The organism is Dysosmobacter sp. Marseille-Q4140 (genome assembly GCA_018228705.1).
Taxonomy (GTDB): domain Bacteria; phylum Bacillota; class Clostridia; order Oscillospirales; family Oscillospiraceae; genus Oscillibacter.
In genome coordinates this window covers 454,043-468,334 of record CP073694.1, presented here as the reverse complement: position 1 = coordinate 468,334, position 14,292 = coordinate 454,043, and the positions used below count along the sequence as shown (strand labels likewise).

Annotated in this window: 20 protein-coding genes and 1 pseudogene; 13 read left to right on the top strand and 8 right to left on the bottom strand. The window is 59.5% G+C overall.

The window, feature by feature from the left end; all coding sequences use genetic code 11:
- Window positions 1–258 precede the first annotated feature (258 nt).
- The 7 genes and pseudogenes from KFE19_02300 (at window position 259) to KFE19_02270 (ending at window position 4,374) form a co-directional block, all read left to right on the top strand.
- Window positions 259–573: a TIGR04076 family protein gene (locus KFE19_02300; protein QUO38376.1), complete on the top strand. Its 315-nt coding sequence runs from the start codon at window positions 259–261 to the stop codon at window positions 571–573.
- A 12-nt stretch (window positions 574–585) separates the two neighbouring features.
- Entirely contained in the window at window positions 586–1,299 is a 714-nt protein-coding gene (locus tag KFE19_02295) for an SDR family oxidoreductase (protein QUO38375.1), read from the top strand.
- Entirely contained in the window at window positions 1,296–1,748 is a 453-nt protein-coding gene (locus tag KFE19_02290; GenBank protein QUO38374.1) for a flavodoxin family protein, read from the top strand. The genes KFE19_02295 and KFE19_02290 overlap by 4 nt, the downstream gene beginning before the upstream one ends.
- A 289-nt stretch (window positions 1,749–2,037) precedes the next feature.
- Window positions 2,038–2,496: a metallophosphoesterase family protein gene (locus tag KFE19_02285; GenBank protein QUO38373.1), complete on the top strand. Its 459-nt coding sequence runs from the start codon at window positions 2,038–2,040 to the stop codon at window positions 2,494–2,496.
- Complete coding sequence (locus KFE19_02280; protein QUO38372.1) at window positions 2,496–3,014, top strand: hypothetical protein; 519 nt, start codon at window positions 2,496–2,498, stop codon at window positions 3,012–3,014. Before KFE19_02285 ends, KFE19_02280 begins: the two co-directional genes overlap by 1 nt.
- Entirely contained in the window at window positions 3,011–3,700 is a 690-nt protein-coding gene (locus tag KFE19_02275; protein QUO38371.1) for an alpha/beta hydrolase, read from the top strand. Before KFE19_02280 ends, KFE19_02275 begins: the two co-directional genes overlap by 4 nt.
- A pseudogene (locus tag KFE19_02270) lies at window positions 3,679–4,374 on the top strand (SAM-dependent methyltransferase). The gene KFE19_02275 and the pseudogene KFE19_02270 overlap by 22 nt, the downstream one beginning before the upstream one ends.
- Window positions 4,375–4,854: 480 nt before the next feature.
- On the opposite strand, the gene KFE19_02265 reads toward KFE19_02270, so the two are convergent.
- From KFE19_02265 to KFE19_02255, 3 genes are all read right to left on the bottom strand, one after another.
- Window positions 4,855–5,061: a hypothetical protein gene (locus KFE19_02265; GenBank protein ID QUO38370.1), complete on the bottom strand. Its 207-nt coding sequence runs from the start codon at window positions 5,059–5,061 to the stop codon at window positions 4,855–4,857.
- A 221-nt stretch (window positions 5,062–5,282) separates the two neighbouring features.
- Entirely contained in the window at window positions 5,283–5,726 is a 444-nt protein-coding gene (locus KFE19_02260) for a hypothetical protein (protein ID QUO38369.1), read from the bottom strand.
- Entirely contained in the window at window positions 5,723–6,262 is a 540-nt protein-coding gene (locus tag KFE19_02255; protein ID QUO38368.1) for a pyridoxamine 5'-phosphate oxidase family protein, read from the bottom strand. The genes KFE19_02260 and KFE19_02255 overlap by 4 nt, the downstream gene beginning before the upstream one ends.
- Window positions 6,263–6,416: 154 nt before the next feature.
- Here KFE19_02255 and KFE19_02250 point away from each other — a divergent pair, with 154 nt between their 5' ends.
- Entirely contained in the window at window positions 6,417–6,866 is a 450-nt protein-coding gene (locus tag KFE19_02250) for a helix-turn-helix transcriptional regulator (GenBank protein ID QUO38367.1), read from the top strand.
- Window positions 6,867–7,081: 215 nt separating this feature from the next.
- On the opposite strand, the gene KFE19_02245 is transcribed toward KFE19_02250, so the two are convergent.
- The 4 genes from KFE19_02245 to trxA form a co-directional block, all read right to left on the bottom strand.
- A complete protein-coding gene (locus tag KFE19_02245) occupies window positions 7,082–7,462 on the bottom strand; it encodes a DUF2200 domain-containing protein (protein QUO38366.1) in 381 nt (126 codons plus the stop codon).
- A gap of 374 nt (window positions 7,463–7,836) precedes the next feature.
- The gene (locus KFE19_02240) at window positions 7,837–8,052 is read right to left on the bottom strand and encodes a hypothetical protein (protein QUO38365.1); all 216 of its coding nucleotides are present in this window, start codon (window positions 8,050–8,052) and stop codon (window positions 7,837–7,839) included.
- Window position 8,053: 1 nt separating this feature from the next.
- On the bottom strand, window positions 8,054–8,983 hold the full coding sequence (gene trxB, locus KFE19_02235) for a thioredoxin-disulfide reductase (protein ID QUO38364.1): 930 nt from the start codon (window positions 8,981–8,983) through the stop codon (window positions 8,054–8,056).
- Between the two features lie 13 nt (window positions 8,984–8,996).
- Window positions 8,997–9,320 carry a thioredoxin gene (trxA, locus tag KFE19_02230; GenBank protein ID QUO38363.1) on the bottom strand — a complete coding sequence of 108 codons (324 nt, stop codon included), beginning with the start codon at window positions 9,318–9,320 and terminating at the stop codon, window positions 8,997–8,999.
- Between the two features lie 191 nt (window positions 9,321–9,511).
- Between trxA and KFE19_02225 the strand changes: the two genes are divergently transcribed.
- Both KFE19_02225 and KFE19_02220 read left to right on the top strand, forming a co-directional pair.
- Window positions 9,512–10,069, top strand: coding sequence for a TetR/AcrR family transcriptional regulator (locus KFE19_02225; protein QUO38362.1), 558 nt, complete (start codon window positions 9,512–9,514; stop codon window positions 10,067–10,069).
- Window positions 10,070–10,183: 114 nt separating this feature from the next.
- Entirely contained in the window at window positions 10,184–10,846 is a 663-nt protein-coding gene (locus KFE19_02220; GenBank protein QUO38361.1) for a hypothetical protein, read from the top strand.
- Between the two features lie 282 nt (window positions 10,847–11,128).
- Here the strand turns inward: KFE19_02220 and KFE19_02215 are convergent, their stop codons facing one another.
- Window positions 11,129–12,025, bottom strand: coding sequence for a LysR family transcriptional regulator (locus tag KFE19_02215; GenBank protein ID QUO39496.1), 897 nt, complete (start codon window positions 12,023–12,025; stop codon window positions 11,129–11,131).
- Window positions 12,026–12,166: 141 nt separating this feature from the next.
- On the opposite strand from KFE19_02215, the gene KFE19_02210 reads away from it, so the two are divergent.
- Genes KFE19_02210 through KFE19_02200 form a run of 3 tightly spaced genes read left to right on the top strand, consistent with a single transcriptional unit; the run spans window position 12,167 to window position 14,277 of the window.
- Window positions 12,167–12,748, top strand: coding sequence for a sugar O-acetyltransferase (locus tag KFE19_02210; protein ID QUO38360.1), 582 nt, complete (start codon window positions 12,167–12,169; stop codon window positions 12,746–12,748).
- Complete coding sequence (locus tag KFE19_02205) at window positions 12,745–13,284, top strand: flavodoxin family protein (protein ID QUO38359.1); 540 nt, start codon at window positions 12,745–12,747, stop codon at window positions 13,282–13,284. The genes KFE19_02210 and KFE19_02205 overlap by 4 nt, the downstream gene beginning before the upstream one ends.
- A gap of 18 nt (window positions 13,285–13,302) precedes the next feature.
- On the top strand, window positions 13,303–14,277 hold the full coding sequence (locus tag KFE19_02200; protein QUO38358.1) for an alpha/beta hydrolase: 975 nt from the start codon (window positions 13,303–13,305) through the stop codon (window positions 14,275–14,277).
- The last annotated feature ends 15 nt before the right edge of the window (window positions 14,278–14,292 follow it).

The window sequence follows — 14,292 nt, the reverse complement described above, 5'->3', positions numbered from 1 at the left end:
AAACATGAGATATGATAAGGGGCTTGTGCGTTTTCCCGGACGGAGGTATAATTTTTCAAACCTTCGTCCGTTGCCCGGCTGCGCGGAAAGGCCCCCGCCTGATCACGGGCGGGACAGTGAAGGCCCCGTGAACACCGGCGCGATGAGAAATGGCTGAAAACCACATATGCATATGAAAGAGCATACGGATAAAGCGGTTCCCCCGCTGGACAGTTCAGCCTGTCCGGCACGGGATGGACGCTGCGAGGGGGTCATTATATGAAAAAGTGTAAGATCACCGTCATGCGCATTACCCGGTATGAGGATCTGATGGCCCGGTATGAAAACCCCATCTCCCACGCCTGCGATATGGAGGAGGGGCGGGTTTTCATCGCCAACGGCTGGGAAAAACCGGAGGGCTTCTGCCAGAGCGCCTGGGATACCCTCTCGCCCTTTGTGCTGGCCCTGAGCCACGGGGGAGCGGATTTCTACGACGGCTGGATGAAAGATCCCAGGTCCGCTATGCTCTCCTGCAACGACGGCTTCCGCCCGGTGAGCTTCCTGGTGGAGGCTCTGGACGAGAACGCGGAATGAGGGGGAAACGCTATGTTTGAAAACAAAGTCGCCGTGGTTACCGGCGGTGCCAGGGGCATTGGAAAGGCCATCGCGGAGGAATTCCGAAAAGCCGGAGCACAGGTCTGCGTCATCGACCTGCTCCCGAATGATTATTTTGTGGGCGACCTGGCCGACCAGTCAGTCCTGGAGAACTTTGCGGCCAGGGTCGTCGCCGACTATGGCCGCGTGGACTATCTCATCAACAACGCCCTGCCCCTGATGAAGGGGATCGACCGGTGTACCTATGAGGAATTCAACTACGCCCTGCGGGTGGGGGTCACCGCGCCCTTTTACCTTGCCAAGCTGTTTGCGCCCCACTTTGCGCCCGGGGCGGCCATTGTGAATATCTCCTCTTCCCGGGACCGGATGAGCCAGCCCCAGACTGAGAGCTACACCGCGGCCAAGGGCGGCATCTCCGCCCTGACCCATGCCCTGGCGGTGAGCCTCGCGGGAAAGGTGCGGGTCAATTCCATCTCCCCCGGCTGGATCGACACCGACTATACCGTCTACCACGGCCCCGACGCCGTCCAGCAGCCGGCCGGGCGGGTGGGCAATCCTCTGGACATCGCCCATATGGTGCTCTACCTCTGCTCGGACAAGGCGGGCTTCATTACCGGAGAGAACATTTGTATTGACGGCGGTATGACCCGGCAGATGATCTACCACAACGATTTCGGCTGGACGCTGGAGGAGAGCGGGCGATGAAAACAGCAATTTGCTATTACTCCCGCCACCACGGCAACACCCGGAAGGTGCTGGAGGCCATGGCCGGCGAGGGAGGAGCGGAGCTGATCGATGTGACTGTCCGCCGGGCCGTGCGGCTGGAAGAATATGACTGCATCGGATTTGCCTCCGGCATCTATTACGGAACATTCCAGGAAGGGGTCCTCCGGTTTGCCCGTCAGTATCTGCAGGAGGGGAAGGATGTATTTTTCGTCTGTACCTACGGCGTGTATCGTCGCGGCTATTCATCGGCCATAGGTCAGATCGCCCGGGAAAGGGGCTGCCGGGTCCTGGGGACATTCGGCTGCCGCGGTTTTGACACCTTCGGCCCCTTCCGGCTGGTGGGCGGCATTGCCAAGGGCCGCCCCAATGAGCGGGACCTGGACAAAGCCCGCAGCTTCTTCCGTCAAATACAAAACCGCCTGAGCTGACGCCCGGGCGGTTTCCTTCTTCGCTGGTCCGGAGGGCTGCGGTCCCCGCCGGGAGCGGGCATGGCCGGGCATAGCCCTCTGCAAACAGCGCATCCATCCCATGCCCTCTGGACAGCTGGCGGAGCGTCAAAGCCGGGGGAGCAAATATGGCTCTTTCAGAAGACTGGCAAATCTGGTATACTAAGGCGATAGAAACGGAGACTCATTCGCTTGTGCCGGGGCGCAGCGCCGCCTGCCTGGCCGGGAACCTCTCCGGCAGCCATATCGAGCCTTGAAGGGAGGCACCTGTATGAAACTTGCGATTTTATCCGATACCCACGGCCTTCTGCGGCCTGAGGTGGCGGAGAAGCTGAAAACCGCCGATGTCATCCTCCACGGCGGCGATATCAACAAACAGAGCATTGTGGACGAGCTGCGGAGATACGCGCCCCTCTATATGGTCCGCGGCAACAACGATAAGGAGTGGGCGCAGGCCATTCCCCATGATCTTACGCTCACCCTGGAGGGCGTGACCTTTGCCATGGTCCATAACAAGAAGGAGCTTCCGGCAGATCTTGAAGGCGTGAATGTGGTGGTATTTGGCCATTCTCACAAGTATGTGCAGGAGGAAAAGGGCGGCATTTTGTGGCTGAATCCCGGCTCCTGCGGCCCCCGGCGGTTTCACCAAGAGATCACCATGATGATGGCCGAACTGGAGGATGGGAAGATTCAGGTGGAGAAAGTCACCATTCCCCATGCGGTGAAGTGATGGAACTGGGACTGACCTTTCCCCTGCAGCGGTTTGTAAAAGTGAAAGCGCCGCCCTGCGGCGCGGAGGCGGACCGCCGCCTGTGCTGGGATCTTCATGTGATCCGCCTGCGGGGACGCAAATGCCTGCTGGCCGTCCACTGCCGCAGCCGGTATGCCTTTGTGCGCTATGATGTGCCGCCGCTCCAGTGGATGGATATTCCGGAACTGTTCCGGGAGGGGCTGAGAGACAGTCTCACCGCCTCCGGATTTTCTGAAGATCCGATCAGGGAGTACCTGCGCCGGGCGGAGGATATTCATATCACCCGTACCCACGGACGCCGGGAGGTGGCCTACCTCAACCGGGCGTGGGAGGACGTGCTGGCGCTGGACCTGTGCCTGGATACCGCCGGCCAGCCTCAGCCTCTGCTGGATCACGCCGTCAACACCCGCCCCAGCCGGTGCGCGGGCTTCAATGGACTGGGCCTTGCCCTGGAGCGGATGGCCGTGACGCTGGAGGAAGGAGCGATACCGTTATGAAAATACAGCAGTTTTCGATCGGTGCGGTTCCCGCAGTCCTGTACGGGGAGCCCGCAGAGCGGAACTATCTCTTCCTCCACGGGCAGATGGGCTGCAAGGAGGAGGCGGAGGCCTTTGCCCGGGCGGCTTGTCCGCGGGGATACCAGGTGCTGTCCATCGACCTGCCCGGCCATGGGGAGCGCCAGGGCCGGGGAGAGGAGCTGCTTCCCTGGACGGCGGTGCCGGACATCCGGGCGGCGCTGGACTGGGCGGAGCGCCGCTGGGGGACCATCTCTCTCCGGGCCAACAGCATCGGGGCGTATTTCGCTATGCTGGCCGCCGGCAGGCCGGAGCGGGCCCTGCTGGTCTCCCCGGTCCTGGATATGGAGGGCCTGATCCTGACCATGATGGGCTGGGCCGGCGTGACGGAGGAGCAGCTGCGGGAGCGGGGGGAGATCCCCACCGCCTTCGGCCAGACCCTGTCCTGGAAGTACCTGTGCTGGGTGCGGGAGCATCCGCCCCTCCGCTGGACTTGCCCGGTGCGGATCCTGTACGGGAGCGAGGACAACATGACACCCCGCCGGACGGCGGAGGCATACGCCCGGCAGCACGGCGCCAAACTCACCGTGCTGGAGGGCGGAGAACACTGGTTTCACACGCCGGAGCAGCTGGCCGCGCTGCGGCAATGGGAGGAGTTGGAACTTTGAGCACGGAAGAGTGTCTGATCTGTAAGGCACCTCTGGAGTACCTGACCCGGGATGAGATCATGGAGTGCGCCATCTGTCACAAAAAAGAACCCAGCAAGACCCGCTGCGTGAAAGGTCACTATGTCTGCAACGACTGTCATACCCAGGGAATGGACAGTATCTTCGGCCTGTGCCTGTCCGAGACTTCCGCCGACCCCATTGCCATCCTCCGCCGGATGATGGACCTGCCCTTTTGCCATATGCACGGGCCGGAGCATCATGTAATGGTGGGAGCGGCCCTGCTCACTGCCTACCGGAACGCCGGCGGCCGGCTGGAACTGGGAGAGGCGCTTCGGGAGATGTACAGCCGGGGCAAGGCTGTTCCGGGCGGCGTCTGCGGGTTTTGGGGAGCCTGCGGGGCCGGAATCAGCGCGGGGCAGTACCTGGCCATTGTCACGCAGTCCACGCCTCTGGCCCGAGAGCCCTGGGGGCTGAGCAATCAGATGACCGCCCGGGCGCTGGAGAGCATCGGCAAGGCGGGCGGGCCCCGGTGCTGCAAGCGGGACTCCTTTTTGGCCATCCTGGCCGCCGTGGACTTTACCCGTGAGCATCTGGGCGTGGAAATGGAGCGGTCTGTCCCTGCCTGTCCATACAGCGGCCGGAACGGCCAATGTATCGGTAAACGCTGCCCCTTTTCGGCCGCTGCGCACAAAAGGCCCCAGGTGGCCTTCGTCTGTGTCCACAACTCCTGCCGCAGTCAGATGGCGGAGGCCTTGGGCAAGCAGCTGGCCGGGGATGTATTTGAGAGCTTTTCGGCCGGAACGAGCCCCGCTGCCCGGATCAACCCCGATGCCGTGCGTCTGATGAAGCGGGTCTACGGCATCGACATGGAGCAGACCCAGCACAGTAAGGCCCTCTCTTCTTTGCCGGAGGTGGATATCGTGGTTACCATGGGCTGCCATGTCCAGTGCCCGACGCTGCCTTGTGCGTACCGTGAGGACTGGGGACTGGAGGATCCCAGCGGCAGGGAGGACGAAGAATTTCTCGCTGTCATGGAACAGATTGAGGAAAAGGTACTTGATCTGAAACAGCGCGTCCAGGCAGGCGAACTGGGATAAGGCGGGATCAACAATGCCCGGAGCTTCTGAATTTTCAGAAGCTCCGGGCATTGTTCCTCACTCTGCTGCGTGCATCAGCTCTCTTTCAATGAGGGAGACGGCAATGGTAAGGGCATTGATGCGGCGCTTGGCTAAGGTGATTTGGGATTTATAGCGGGCAGGGGAGGCTTTCCCCTCCAGGGTCCTCACGGTTTCCCGCAGTTTATTCAGCGTGGAATCGATCTGCCGCTTGGCCTCCAGCAGCTCTTCCGTGGAATAGGTCATGTACTGCCTCCTGAAAAGCGATGTTGCTTATTCTGCTGTGTTCGGAGCCCGAATCCGGCTTCGCCCCGGGAAGGGACAAGTTGTGCGCCGGGGAACAGCCAGCCGCGCTGTGTGCGCCGTTCGGCTCCTTATTCTGAGATATCCGGCTCTGCTCGGCCGGTATATGGACTGGCTCTCCTATATGGTGCCGCCTTGGGACGAAAGGAATTCCGTCAGATCTTTCACCGCTTTCCTGATTGCCGCTGCGGTGTGCCTTTCCCGTTGGTGAGATCGGTTTGCACCGGCAGGCGTATCAGGTACTCTGTTCGTCCCGGATCAGCAGAAGCCTCCATGGGCGGCGGACAGGCGTTCAGCCGGTTTGCCCATTGGCGCTGGATGCTTCGGTTTGACCCGGAGAGCCAAACCTCCAGCTGAAAGGACTTATGGATGAATACAACCACCAGTTTCCAACCCTTTTCTTTCAATGCCGGACTGGTGAAGGAAAAGTAGGTGTATTCCATAGCGTTTTCACAAATGCTGCTTTGAAAGCGGAAGTCTGGCAGCTGCCGCTCCAGTTCGCTGCGCAGGTAACGAAACAGCCGGACAAATTCCTGATAGGACTGCTGCAGGGGCGTGGTATTCAAAAGCGCGCGATAAGTTTCCAGCAGAGAACTGTCAAATGTCATCGGAGATCCTCCTGCAATGGCATTTCCTCAAACAGCAGCGTTTGACGCGGGCTGCAACCGAGCTTTTTGAAATCAGAGAACAGGCAGTCGATGCGGACGGGGCGGATACGGATGAGATGCATAGGGCTGGGCAGCTTGCGCAGGATTTCCAGTGAGATCTTTTTTCGGGCGGCATGAGCGTTATAAGCCGCACTGAATGGCTCCACCAGTTCCGCCAGACCCATGACCTGCATTCCGTGGAGGCTGCCGCCGCTTTTGTAGCTGTCGTAGATCGCAAGGCACACATGGGGATTGCTCCGAAGGCCGATGAACTTCCGCCCGCCCTCGCTGAACATCCAGAAGCAGCCGTCATGCCAGCTGTATTCGATGGGGGTGCAGCGCACATAGTCTCCGGCTCCGGTGGCCAGAGCGCAGGTGTTGTTGGCCTGGATGTATGTCTCCGCCATGGCCCACAGCCTGCTCCGCTCCAGCCTGATGCTGGAAGCGTCTTTTTCATCCCAGTAGCAGGCGGCGGCCTGATACTCTCTGTCTGTCATGCAGACACCTCCCGGCTCATTTTCTCCAGTATAGCACATCGCCCTGGAAAATGGCAGGAAAGCGGGCGGAAGTGCCTGGTTTTCCTGGTGGATTTTTTGCGGACCGGACAGTATACTTTAATGCAGAAATTGCGGATATAGGGAGGAAACCACCGTGAGTTTGGGAAGCAGTTTATATCAGGCCCGGAAAAAGAGCGGGCTTTCACAGGAAAATGTGGCCGAAAAGCTGGGGGTCAGCCGCCAGACGATTTCGAAATGGGAGACCGGCGAGACCCTGCCCGACATACGCCAGTCCAAGGGCTTGGCCGTGCTGTATCATGTGAGTCTGGATGAACTGATCGAGTATGACTTTGACGAGCAGCAGGCCCGGCAGATGGTGGAAAGCGTCAGCGACGAAGCCCAGGCGCGGATTGACTGGAACAAGGTGTGGAGCAAGGAATATCCGGTGCTGGCCGTATATCATCAGAACGTTCGCCTGCAGGATTATGCGCCGCAGCTGCGGGAGATGCTCACGCGGCTGCAAGTGGAGTACGGCTACAATTCAACCGACGCCGTTCTGGTGCTCAAGGACATCTTGGCCCGGGTATGGAAAGGACAGCTGTAAAGGCAGCAACGAGAACACGCGGCGTTCGCTCCGGCGTGGCAGCAAAATCGTCCGCGCATAAGACCGCTGTGGGCCGGAAGGAAGGCCGGTCCGGCCGAGCGTTCTGACGCAATCATTCCCCATACCGTGCCGGGGTGTTTTGCCGGCACGGTATGGGGGTTCTTGCATATATTCGGTTGACTGGCGGACGGCAGATGCGCCGCTTGTGCGAGGGGTTATCCCAGAACGTTTCCGGAGGAGGCTCCTGCCTTTTTCAAAATCGTTTCTATGGATTTTCCCTTGGCCAGTTCGTCCACCAGCTTGTCCAAATACCGGATCTCCCGCATCAGCGGATCCTGGATCTGCTCGATCCGGACACCGCAGATCGACCCGGTGATGTGGATGCGGGCAGGGTTCATGGCGGGGGCTGTGCGGAAAAAGTCCCCATAACTGATGCTGGACTGCTCCAGCCGTGCGATGTCTGCTGGCGAGTATCCGGTGAGCCAAGTGGTGATCTGGTCCACTTCTTGCCGGGTGCGGCCTTTTTTTGCGGCTTTGGCCACCAGCAGGGGATACAGTTTGGAAAAGGGCATCTCGGTCACGTCGGTGCGGGCCATGCGACCTCCCAAAAGGGTTTGATTAAAGAGAAGCAGGATGTGCGGGCAGGGACTCTGCGGCTTCGGGGTGCGGCGCAATACTTGCAGTGATCTCCGCCCTGCCGGTGCAGAGGAAGGGAAGCCTGGCTTTGTGAGCCGCTCCCGGGCTCTGTGAAAGCTGGAGAAGACGGAACATCTGCGCAGATCATGGACGCTGACAGTCAGGGAGACAAGCCCTCCGTGCTAGCAGGCCTTGTGCTGTCATCCTATCATAAACGGCATTTGCTGGCAATCGCAGGGACCGCAGCGGAGAAAGCGTGCCGGAAAGTTCAAAGCAAAACAGGAGGGGACGGCTGCAGATGAGTGCCTGCAGCCGTCCCCTCCCTGAAAATTGCCTATCGCTTGCAGCTTTCTCTGCAGCTGCATGATCCCAATGCGCCGGAGAGCAGCCAGCCAATGAGAGCCATGTACCCCATGGAAGTAAAAGGACTGGAAGTAATAAAACAGGTTCCGGTGGAGCAGCCTGCCAGAGCATAATAGCCCAGGCCCGCCAGCGCACCGCCCAGGGTAAACAGGACCGGCCGCAGCCATTTCCACGCGCGCTTTTTCATCTCATACACCTCCTGCCAGAAATTCCTCCGCCATATGGACGGCTGTGGCTCCGTCCGCTACCGCCGTTACCACCTGGCGCAGAGGCTTTGTCCGGATATCCCCCACAGCATAGACGCCGGGAAGGGTGGTTTTGGTTGTCTCATCCGCCACGATATAACCGTTTCTATCCAGCTCCAGCTGACCTCGCACCAGCTCGGTAGAAGGCTTCCTGCCTACGCTGATGAACACGCCGTCGCAGGGAACCGCCGTCACAACACCGGTGTTTATATCCTTCAGCTTCACACCGGTCAGCCTGTCCTCGTGGAGCAGTTCCGTGACGACGCTGTTCCAGCGGAACTCTATATTTGCAGCCTCCATCAGCGGCTGATGGTAGATTTTGGTGGCCCGCAGGGTATCCCGGCGGTGGACCAGAATCACCTTTTCAGCAATACGGCTGAGCAGCAGGGCATCCGCGGCCGCGGAGTTGCCGCCGCCCACGACCACCACCGTCTTGCCCTTGAAGCGCATCCCGTCGCAGGCGGCGCAGTACGCCACACCCCGGCCGGTGAGCGCCGTCTCGCCTGCAAGGCCCAGCTCTCTGGGGCTGGCGCCGGTGGCAAGCACAACGGTCCTGCCGTAAAAAGTGCCTTCGCTGGTTTTCAGGACCTTTGGATCGGCGGCAAGGTCCATGTATTCCGCCTGAGCATAGGCGCTTTGCGCACCGAAGCGCTCTGCCTGCCGCTGCATCTTTTCCGCCAGGGTGAAGCCGTCGATCCCGTCCTCAAAGCCCGGGTAGTTGTCGATCTCCTCGGTCAGGGCCATCTGCCCGCCAGCTGAGAGCTTCTCCAGCACCAGGGTATCCAGTCCGGCACGGGCGGCGTAAAGAGCCGCCGTGTAGCCGCCTGGGCCGCCGCCCACCACGATCATATCATAGACATGCCGTTCCTGCATGGATATCCCCTCCTTATTTTGCCAAAGTGTCTTGAATAAATTGCTCGATGGCCGCCTTGGACCCGGGATTGACAACGGAGCCCGCGGCTTTCCCGTTTTTGTAGAGGATCAGCGTGGGGATCACCTCCACCTGCTCCGCCTGAGCAAGCTGAGCTTCTTCATCGATGTTGACCTTGGCCGCCACAAGCAGGTCGCCGTACTCCTCTGCGATTTTCTCGTAGGCTGGGCCGATCCGGCGGCAATAGCCGCACCAGGGAGCCCAGAAATCCACCAGGACGGGCCTGTCCCCGCCAATTGCCTGTTGAAACTGTTCCTTGTTCATATTGATAGCCGCCATATGGGTCAGCTCCTTTCCTTTGTTTGGCCTTAGTATACCCGGAAATCCGACCGGTTTCTGTGATAACGTCACACAGGACGGTTTGTTTTGTAAGAGTAGAGCGGGCGCTATGTCCGCAAAAAGAAGAAAGAGACTTGACAAAGGTGCTGGAATCCCTAGAATGAACAATGTTCATATTGGGGGGCGGCGCGATGAATACTGCTGTTACATCCAAAGAGGAGATTTTGAAAATCAGCCGGGAGCTGATCCGGCGGGAGGGCTGGTCCGCGGTCAATATCCGCTCGGTTGCAGCCGCCTGCGGCGTATCGGTTGGTTCCGTTTATAACTATTTTGACTCCAAGGCCACTTTGGTCGGGGCCGCTGTGGAAAGTGTCTGGGAGGAGATCTTCCATCGCCCGGAGGGGCGGGCTGTGTTCCAGGATACACAGGCCTGTATCATCTGGCTGTACGACCGGATGGAGTATGGCTGCAAACAGTATCCGGGATTTTTCACGCTTCACGCGCTGGCCTTTATGGGAGAGGACAAGTCCGACGGCAGGCGGAGGATGGAGCGGACCCGGCGGCATATTTTGCAGGGGCTGTGTTCCGTCCTCCAAAGGGATGCACGGGTCCGGCCGGATGCCTTTTCCGGGCAGCTTACGGCAGAGAAATTTGCGGACCTCCTGTTTTCTCTGATGCTGTCCGCATTGCTGCGGCAGGACTGTGATCCAACAGCTGTGCTGGAGATCGTGCGAAGGACCCTCTATTGAAATTCCCGCACGGTGGCGGGAATTTGCTGCCCGGGAAACTGAACGGCGTTTATTGCGGGGGCGGCCGTGCAAGCCGCGGCCGCCGGAAGCAAGATTGAAAAAGGAGAGCAGACTATGCAGGCTATGATGGAGACGACCTTTGATGCTGTTTATCTGACCACGGTCATTGCCGTCGGAATTGTGATGCTCCGGAACTGCAGGGGAAACCGCCAGTTCCGCTTGTTCGGGCTCATGGCGGTGGTATTGGGACTGGGCGATGCGTTCCACCTGGTTCCCCGGGCGGTGGCGCTGTGCACCTCCGGCCTTGCTGATTACACCGCCGCCTTGGGCTTGGGAAAGTGGATCACCTCTGTCACCATGACGGTTTTTTATGTGCTGCTGTACTATGTGTGGCGCCAGCGATACCGGATCAAGGGGCGGAGCGGACTGACCGCTGCGGTGTATGTCCTGGCCGGAGTGCGGGTGGCGCTGTGCATGATGCCGCAGAATCAGTGGCTCAGCGCCGACGCGCCGCTCTCCTGGGGCATCTGGCGCAACATCCCCTTCGCCCTGCTGGGGCTTGTGGTGATTGTGCTGTTTTACCGCAGCGCCAGAGCGCACGGGGATCGGGCATTTCGCTGGATGTGGCTGACCATCGTCTTGAGCTTTGGCTTTTATATCCCGGTGGTGCTGTGGGCGGACAGTGTGCCCATGATCGGGATGCTGATGATTCCCAAGACCTGCGCCTATGTCTGGACGGTGCTGATCGGCTATTTTGCCATGAGGCAGGAGTGCTGATAGGCCGGAGCGGAAAAAGAAAAACAACCAAACGGGGCTGACGCTGCTTGGCAGTGTCAGCCCCGTTTCATGAACTCCCGCGATCTCTGCCGCCTGCCAATCCATCCTGCTGCATCTGGACGGGGCTGACCGCAGGAGCTTCTGCCGCATACTCGCGGGGGTGGTGTCGGTCCGGCTGCAAGGCGCCCGGTCCGGTCAAGATCCCAAATAGGGAGATCTGAAAGGGCCGGCCAGACCCGGCATATGGATTGCCGTTGGAGCGCCCTTTCCGGCACGGCGGGGTCATTCTCCCGATATACCGGACGCATACAGATTTTCCTGAAGCTGATCCAGGAACAGCTCCATTGCTCTGGAAAAGCGCTGCGATCGCTTCCACACCAGATACATCCCAAGTTCCAGCCTGGGTTTCAGCGGGCGAAAGCACAGGCCGCTTCCCGAGGTGTTCACCAGCTTGTCCAGCGTAAAGGCGTAGCCCATTCCCTCGTCCACCATCAAGGAGGCATTGTAGATCAGATTATAGGTGGCTACGGTGTGAAGCTGCGCCGGTTCCCTCCGGAGCCAGCGGTACAGCTCGCTCTTGTTGTCGATCTGCCGGGAGAGGATCAGGGGCTTGTCCCACAGATCAGCGGGGGAGACAGCCGCCTTCTCCGCCAGAGGACTGCTGCGCTGCATCAATACGCCCCAGGTATCCTTCATGGGCAGTTCCATATAGAGATACTTGCTTTTGTCGAAGTCCCCCAGAAGGATTCCGAAGTCCAGCAGGCCTTTATCCAGACGCTCGCACACGTCCACGGCGTCACCGCTGACGATATGAAAGACAACGCCTGGATGGAGCGATTGAAGCTGAAAAGAGGCTTTGGCGATTTCCCGGACTCCGTCGGTCTCGCCGGTTCCGATATAGATATCGCCGCTTACCGTTTTGTTGGACTGGGTGATCTCGTTCTCGGTCCGTCCCACCAGGTCCAGGATCTCCTCCGCCCGCTTTCGCAGCAGCATTCCCTCCTCTGTCAGCGTGATCTTCCGGCTGCCCCGGATCATCAGCTGCTTGCCCAATTCCTCTTCCAGCTCCCGGAGCTGGCGGGAGAGGGTGGGCTGTGTCAGGTGCAAAGAGTGAGCCGCCGCTGAGATATTCTGTTCTTTCGCCACGGCGAGAAAATATTGCAAGACTCTCAATTCCATCATGATTACCTCCCGTTGTCCTCTATTATAGCGGACAATAAATATAGACAGCAAGCATGATTTGAAATTCATTATAGGCATTTGTTATTGTACGCGGGGGGTGCTAAAATAAGATTACCAATATGAAAGTGAGAGTAAAGAATGGATTTGGAAGGATTCTTGAAACATTTGGACAGCGGGCGGCCGGTCGGGGGCGGCAGTGAAACCCACCTGTTTATGCATGGCGTCAGTCAGGAGGCACTGAAGATCACAGCGCAGATCAACGGCAGCTATCATGAGCCGCAGGAACTGCGGGCGCTTTTTTCCCGGCTGACGGGCCGGCCGGTGGACGAGAGCTTCGGCTTGTTTCCGCCCTTTTACACGGACTGCGGGAAGAACATCCATGTGGGGAAAAACGTATTCATCAACATGGGATGTAAATTTCAAGACCAGGGCGGCATCTTCATCGGGGACGGTGTCCTGATCGGCCACAACGTGGTGCTGGCCACATTGAATCACGCCAAATCCCCCTGTGACCGCAGCACCATGCTGCCCGCGCCCATCCATATCGGGAAGAACGTGTGGATCGGGGCCAATGCGACTGTCCTGCCCGGCGTGACCATCGGTGACGGCGCCATCGTGGCGGCTGGCGCAGTGGTGAACAGGGATGTCCCGGAGAATACCGTCGTGGGCGGCGTGCCCGCGAAAGTCATAAAACATCTATCTGAGGAGGATCTGCAATGAGCAAGAAGGTTTTGGTGATTTCCACCAGCCCGCGAAAGGGCGGCAACTCGGACACCTTGGCGGACGAATTCGCCCGCGGAGCCCGGGAGGCCGGGAATCAAGTGGAAAAGATATTCTTGGCTGACAAGACCATCGGTTTTTGCAAAGGATGCCTGACCTGTGTAAAGACCCAGCGCTGTATCATCCGCGACGACGCGGAGTCGGTGGTTCAAGAGATGAAGACAGCCGACGTGATTGCTTTTGCAACTCCCGTCTACTATTACGGCATGTGCGGCCAGATGAAAACCATGCTGGACCGCTCCAACCCGCTGTTTTCCGCCGATTACCGGTTCCGTGATATTTACCTTCTGGCTGCCGCCGCGGAAGAGAATGAACACACTGTGGACGGGACGGTCACCGGCCTCATGGGGTGGATCGACTGTTTTGAAAAGGCGCGTCTGGCCGGAACGGCTTTTGCCGGCGGCGTGACCTCCGTGGGGCAGATCCAGGGCCGCCCTGCGCTGAAAAAGGCCTATGAAATGGGGAAGAGCGTTTGATCATAAGGAGGAACAGATTTGAAAGCGAGATACAACGGCTATTCCTTCCCGCTGCGGGACACCGTGACCCGGGAGAAGGTGCGTTTCCACAACCGCTATGGCATTGAGCTGGTGGGCGACCTGTACCTGCCCAGGGACGCGTCTGGAACGCTGGCCGCCGTGGCGGTCTGCGGTCCCTTCGGCGCCGTGAAGGAGCAGTGCTCCGGCCTGTACGCCGAGGAGCTTGCCTCCCGGGGCTTTGCCGCATTGGCCTTCGACCCCTCCTTCACCGGGGAGAGCGGCGGTCCGGTGCGGAATGTGGCCTCCCCCGACATCAACACGGAGGACTTCTCCGCTGCGGTGGACTTCCTCTCCACCCGGGACTTTGCGGACCCGGAGCGGGTGGGTATCCTGGGGATCTGCGGATGGGGCGGCATGGCCCTGAACGCCGCCGCCATGGACACCCGCATCAAGGCCACCGTCACTTCCACTATGTACGACATGACCCGGGTGAATGCCAGAGGATACTTCGATGCCGCCGACAGCGCCGATGCCCGCTATGAGACGAAGAAGGCTCTTGGGGCTCAGCGGACGGCGGACTACAAGAGCGGCACTTATGCCCGCTCCGGCGGCGTGGCGGACCCGCTGCCGGAGGACGCCCCCTTCTTCGTGAAGGACTACTATGACTACTACAAGACGGAGCGAGGCTACACGGAACGGTCGCTCAACTCCAACGACGGCTGGAATGTGACGTCGGCCCTGTCGTTCCTGAATATGCCAATTTTACAATATAGCGATGAGATCCGCAGCGCCGTACTGATGATCCACGGGGAGAAGGCCCACTCCTGCTATTTCAGCCGGGACGCCTACGCTGATATGGTCAAGGACAGCCCCTACGCCGGAAACAAGGAACTGCTGATCATCCCCGGTGCGGTCCACACCGACCTCTACGACCGGAAGGATATCATCCCATTTGACAAGATCTGGGAATTTTTCCAAACTCACCTGAAGTGAATGTCCCGCGGAAGG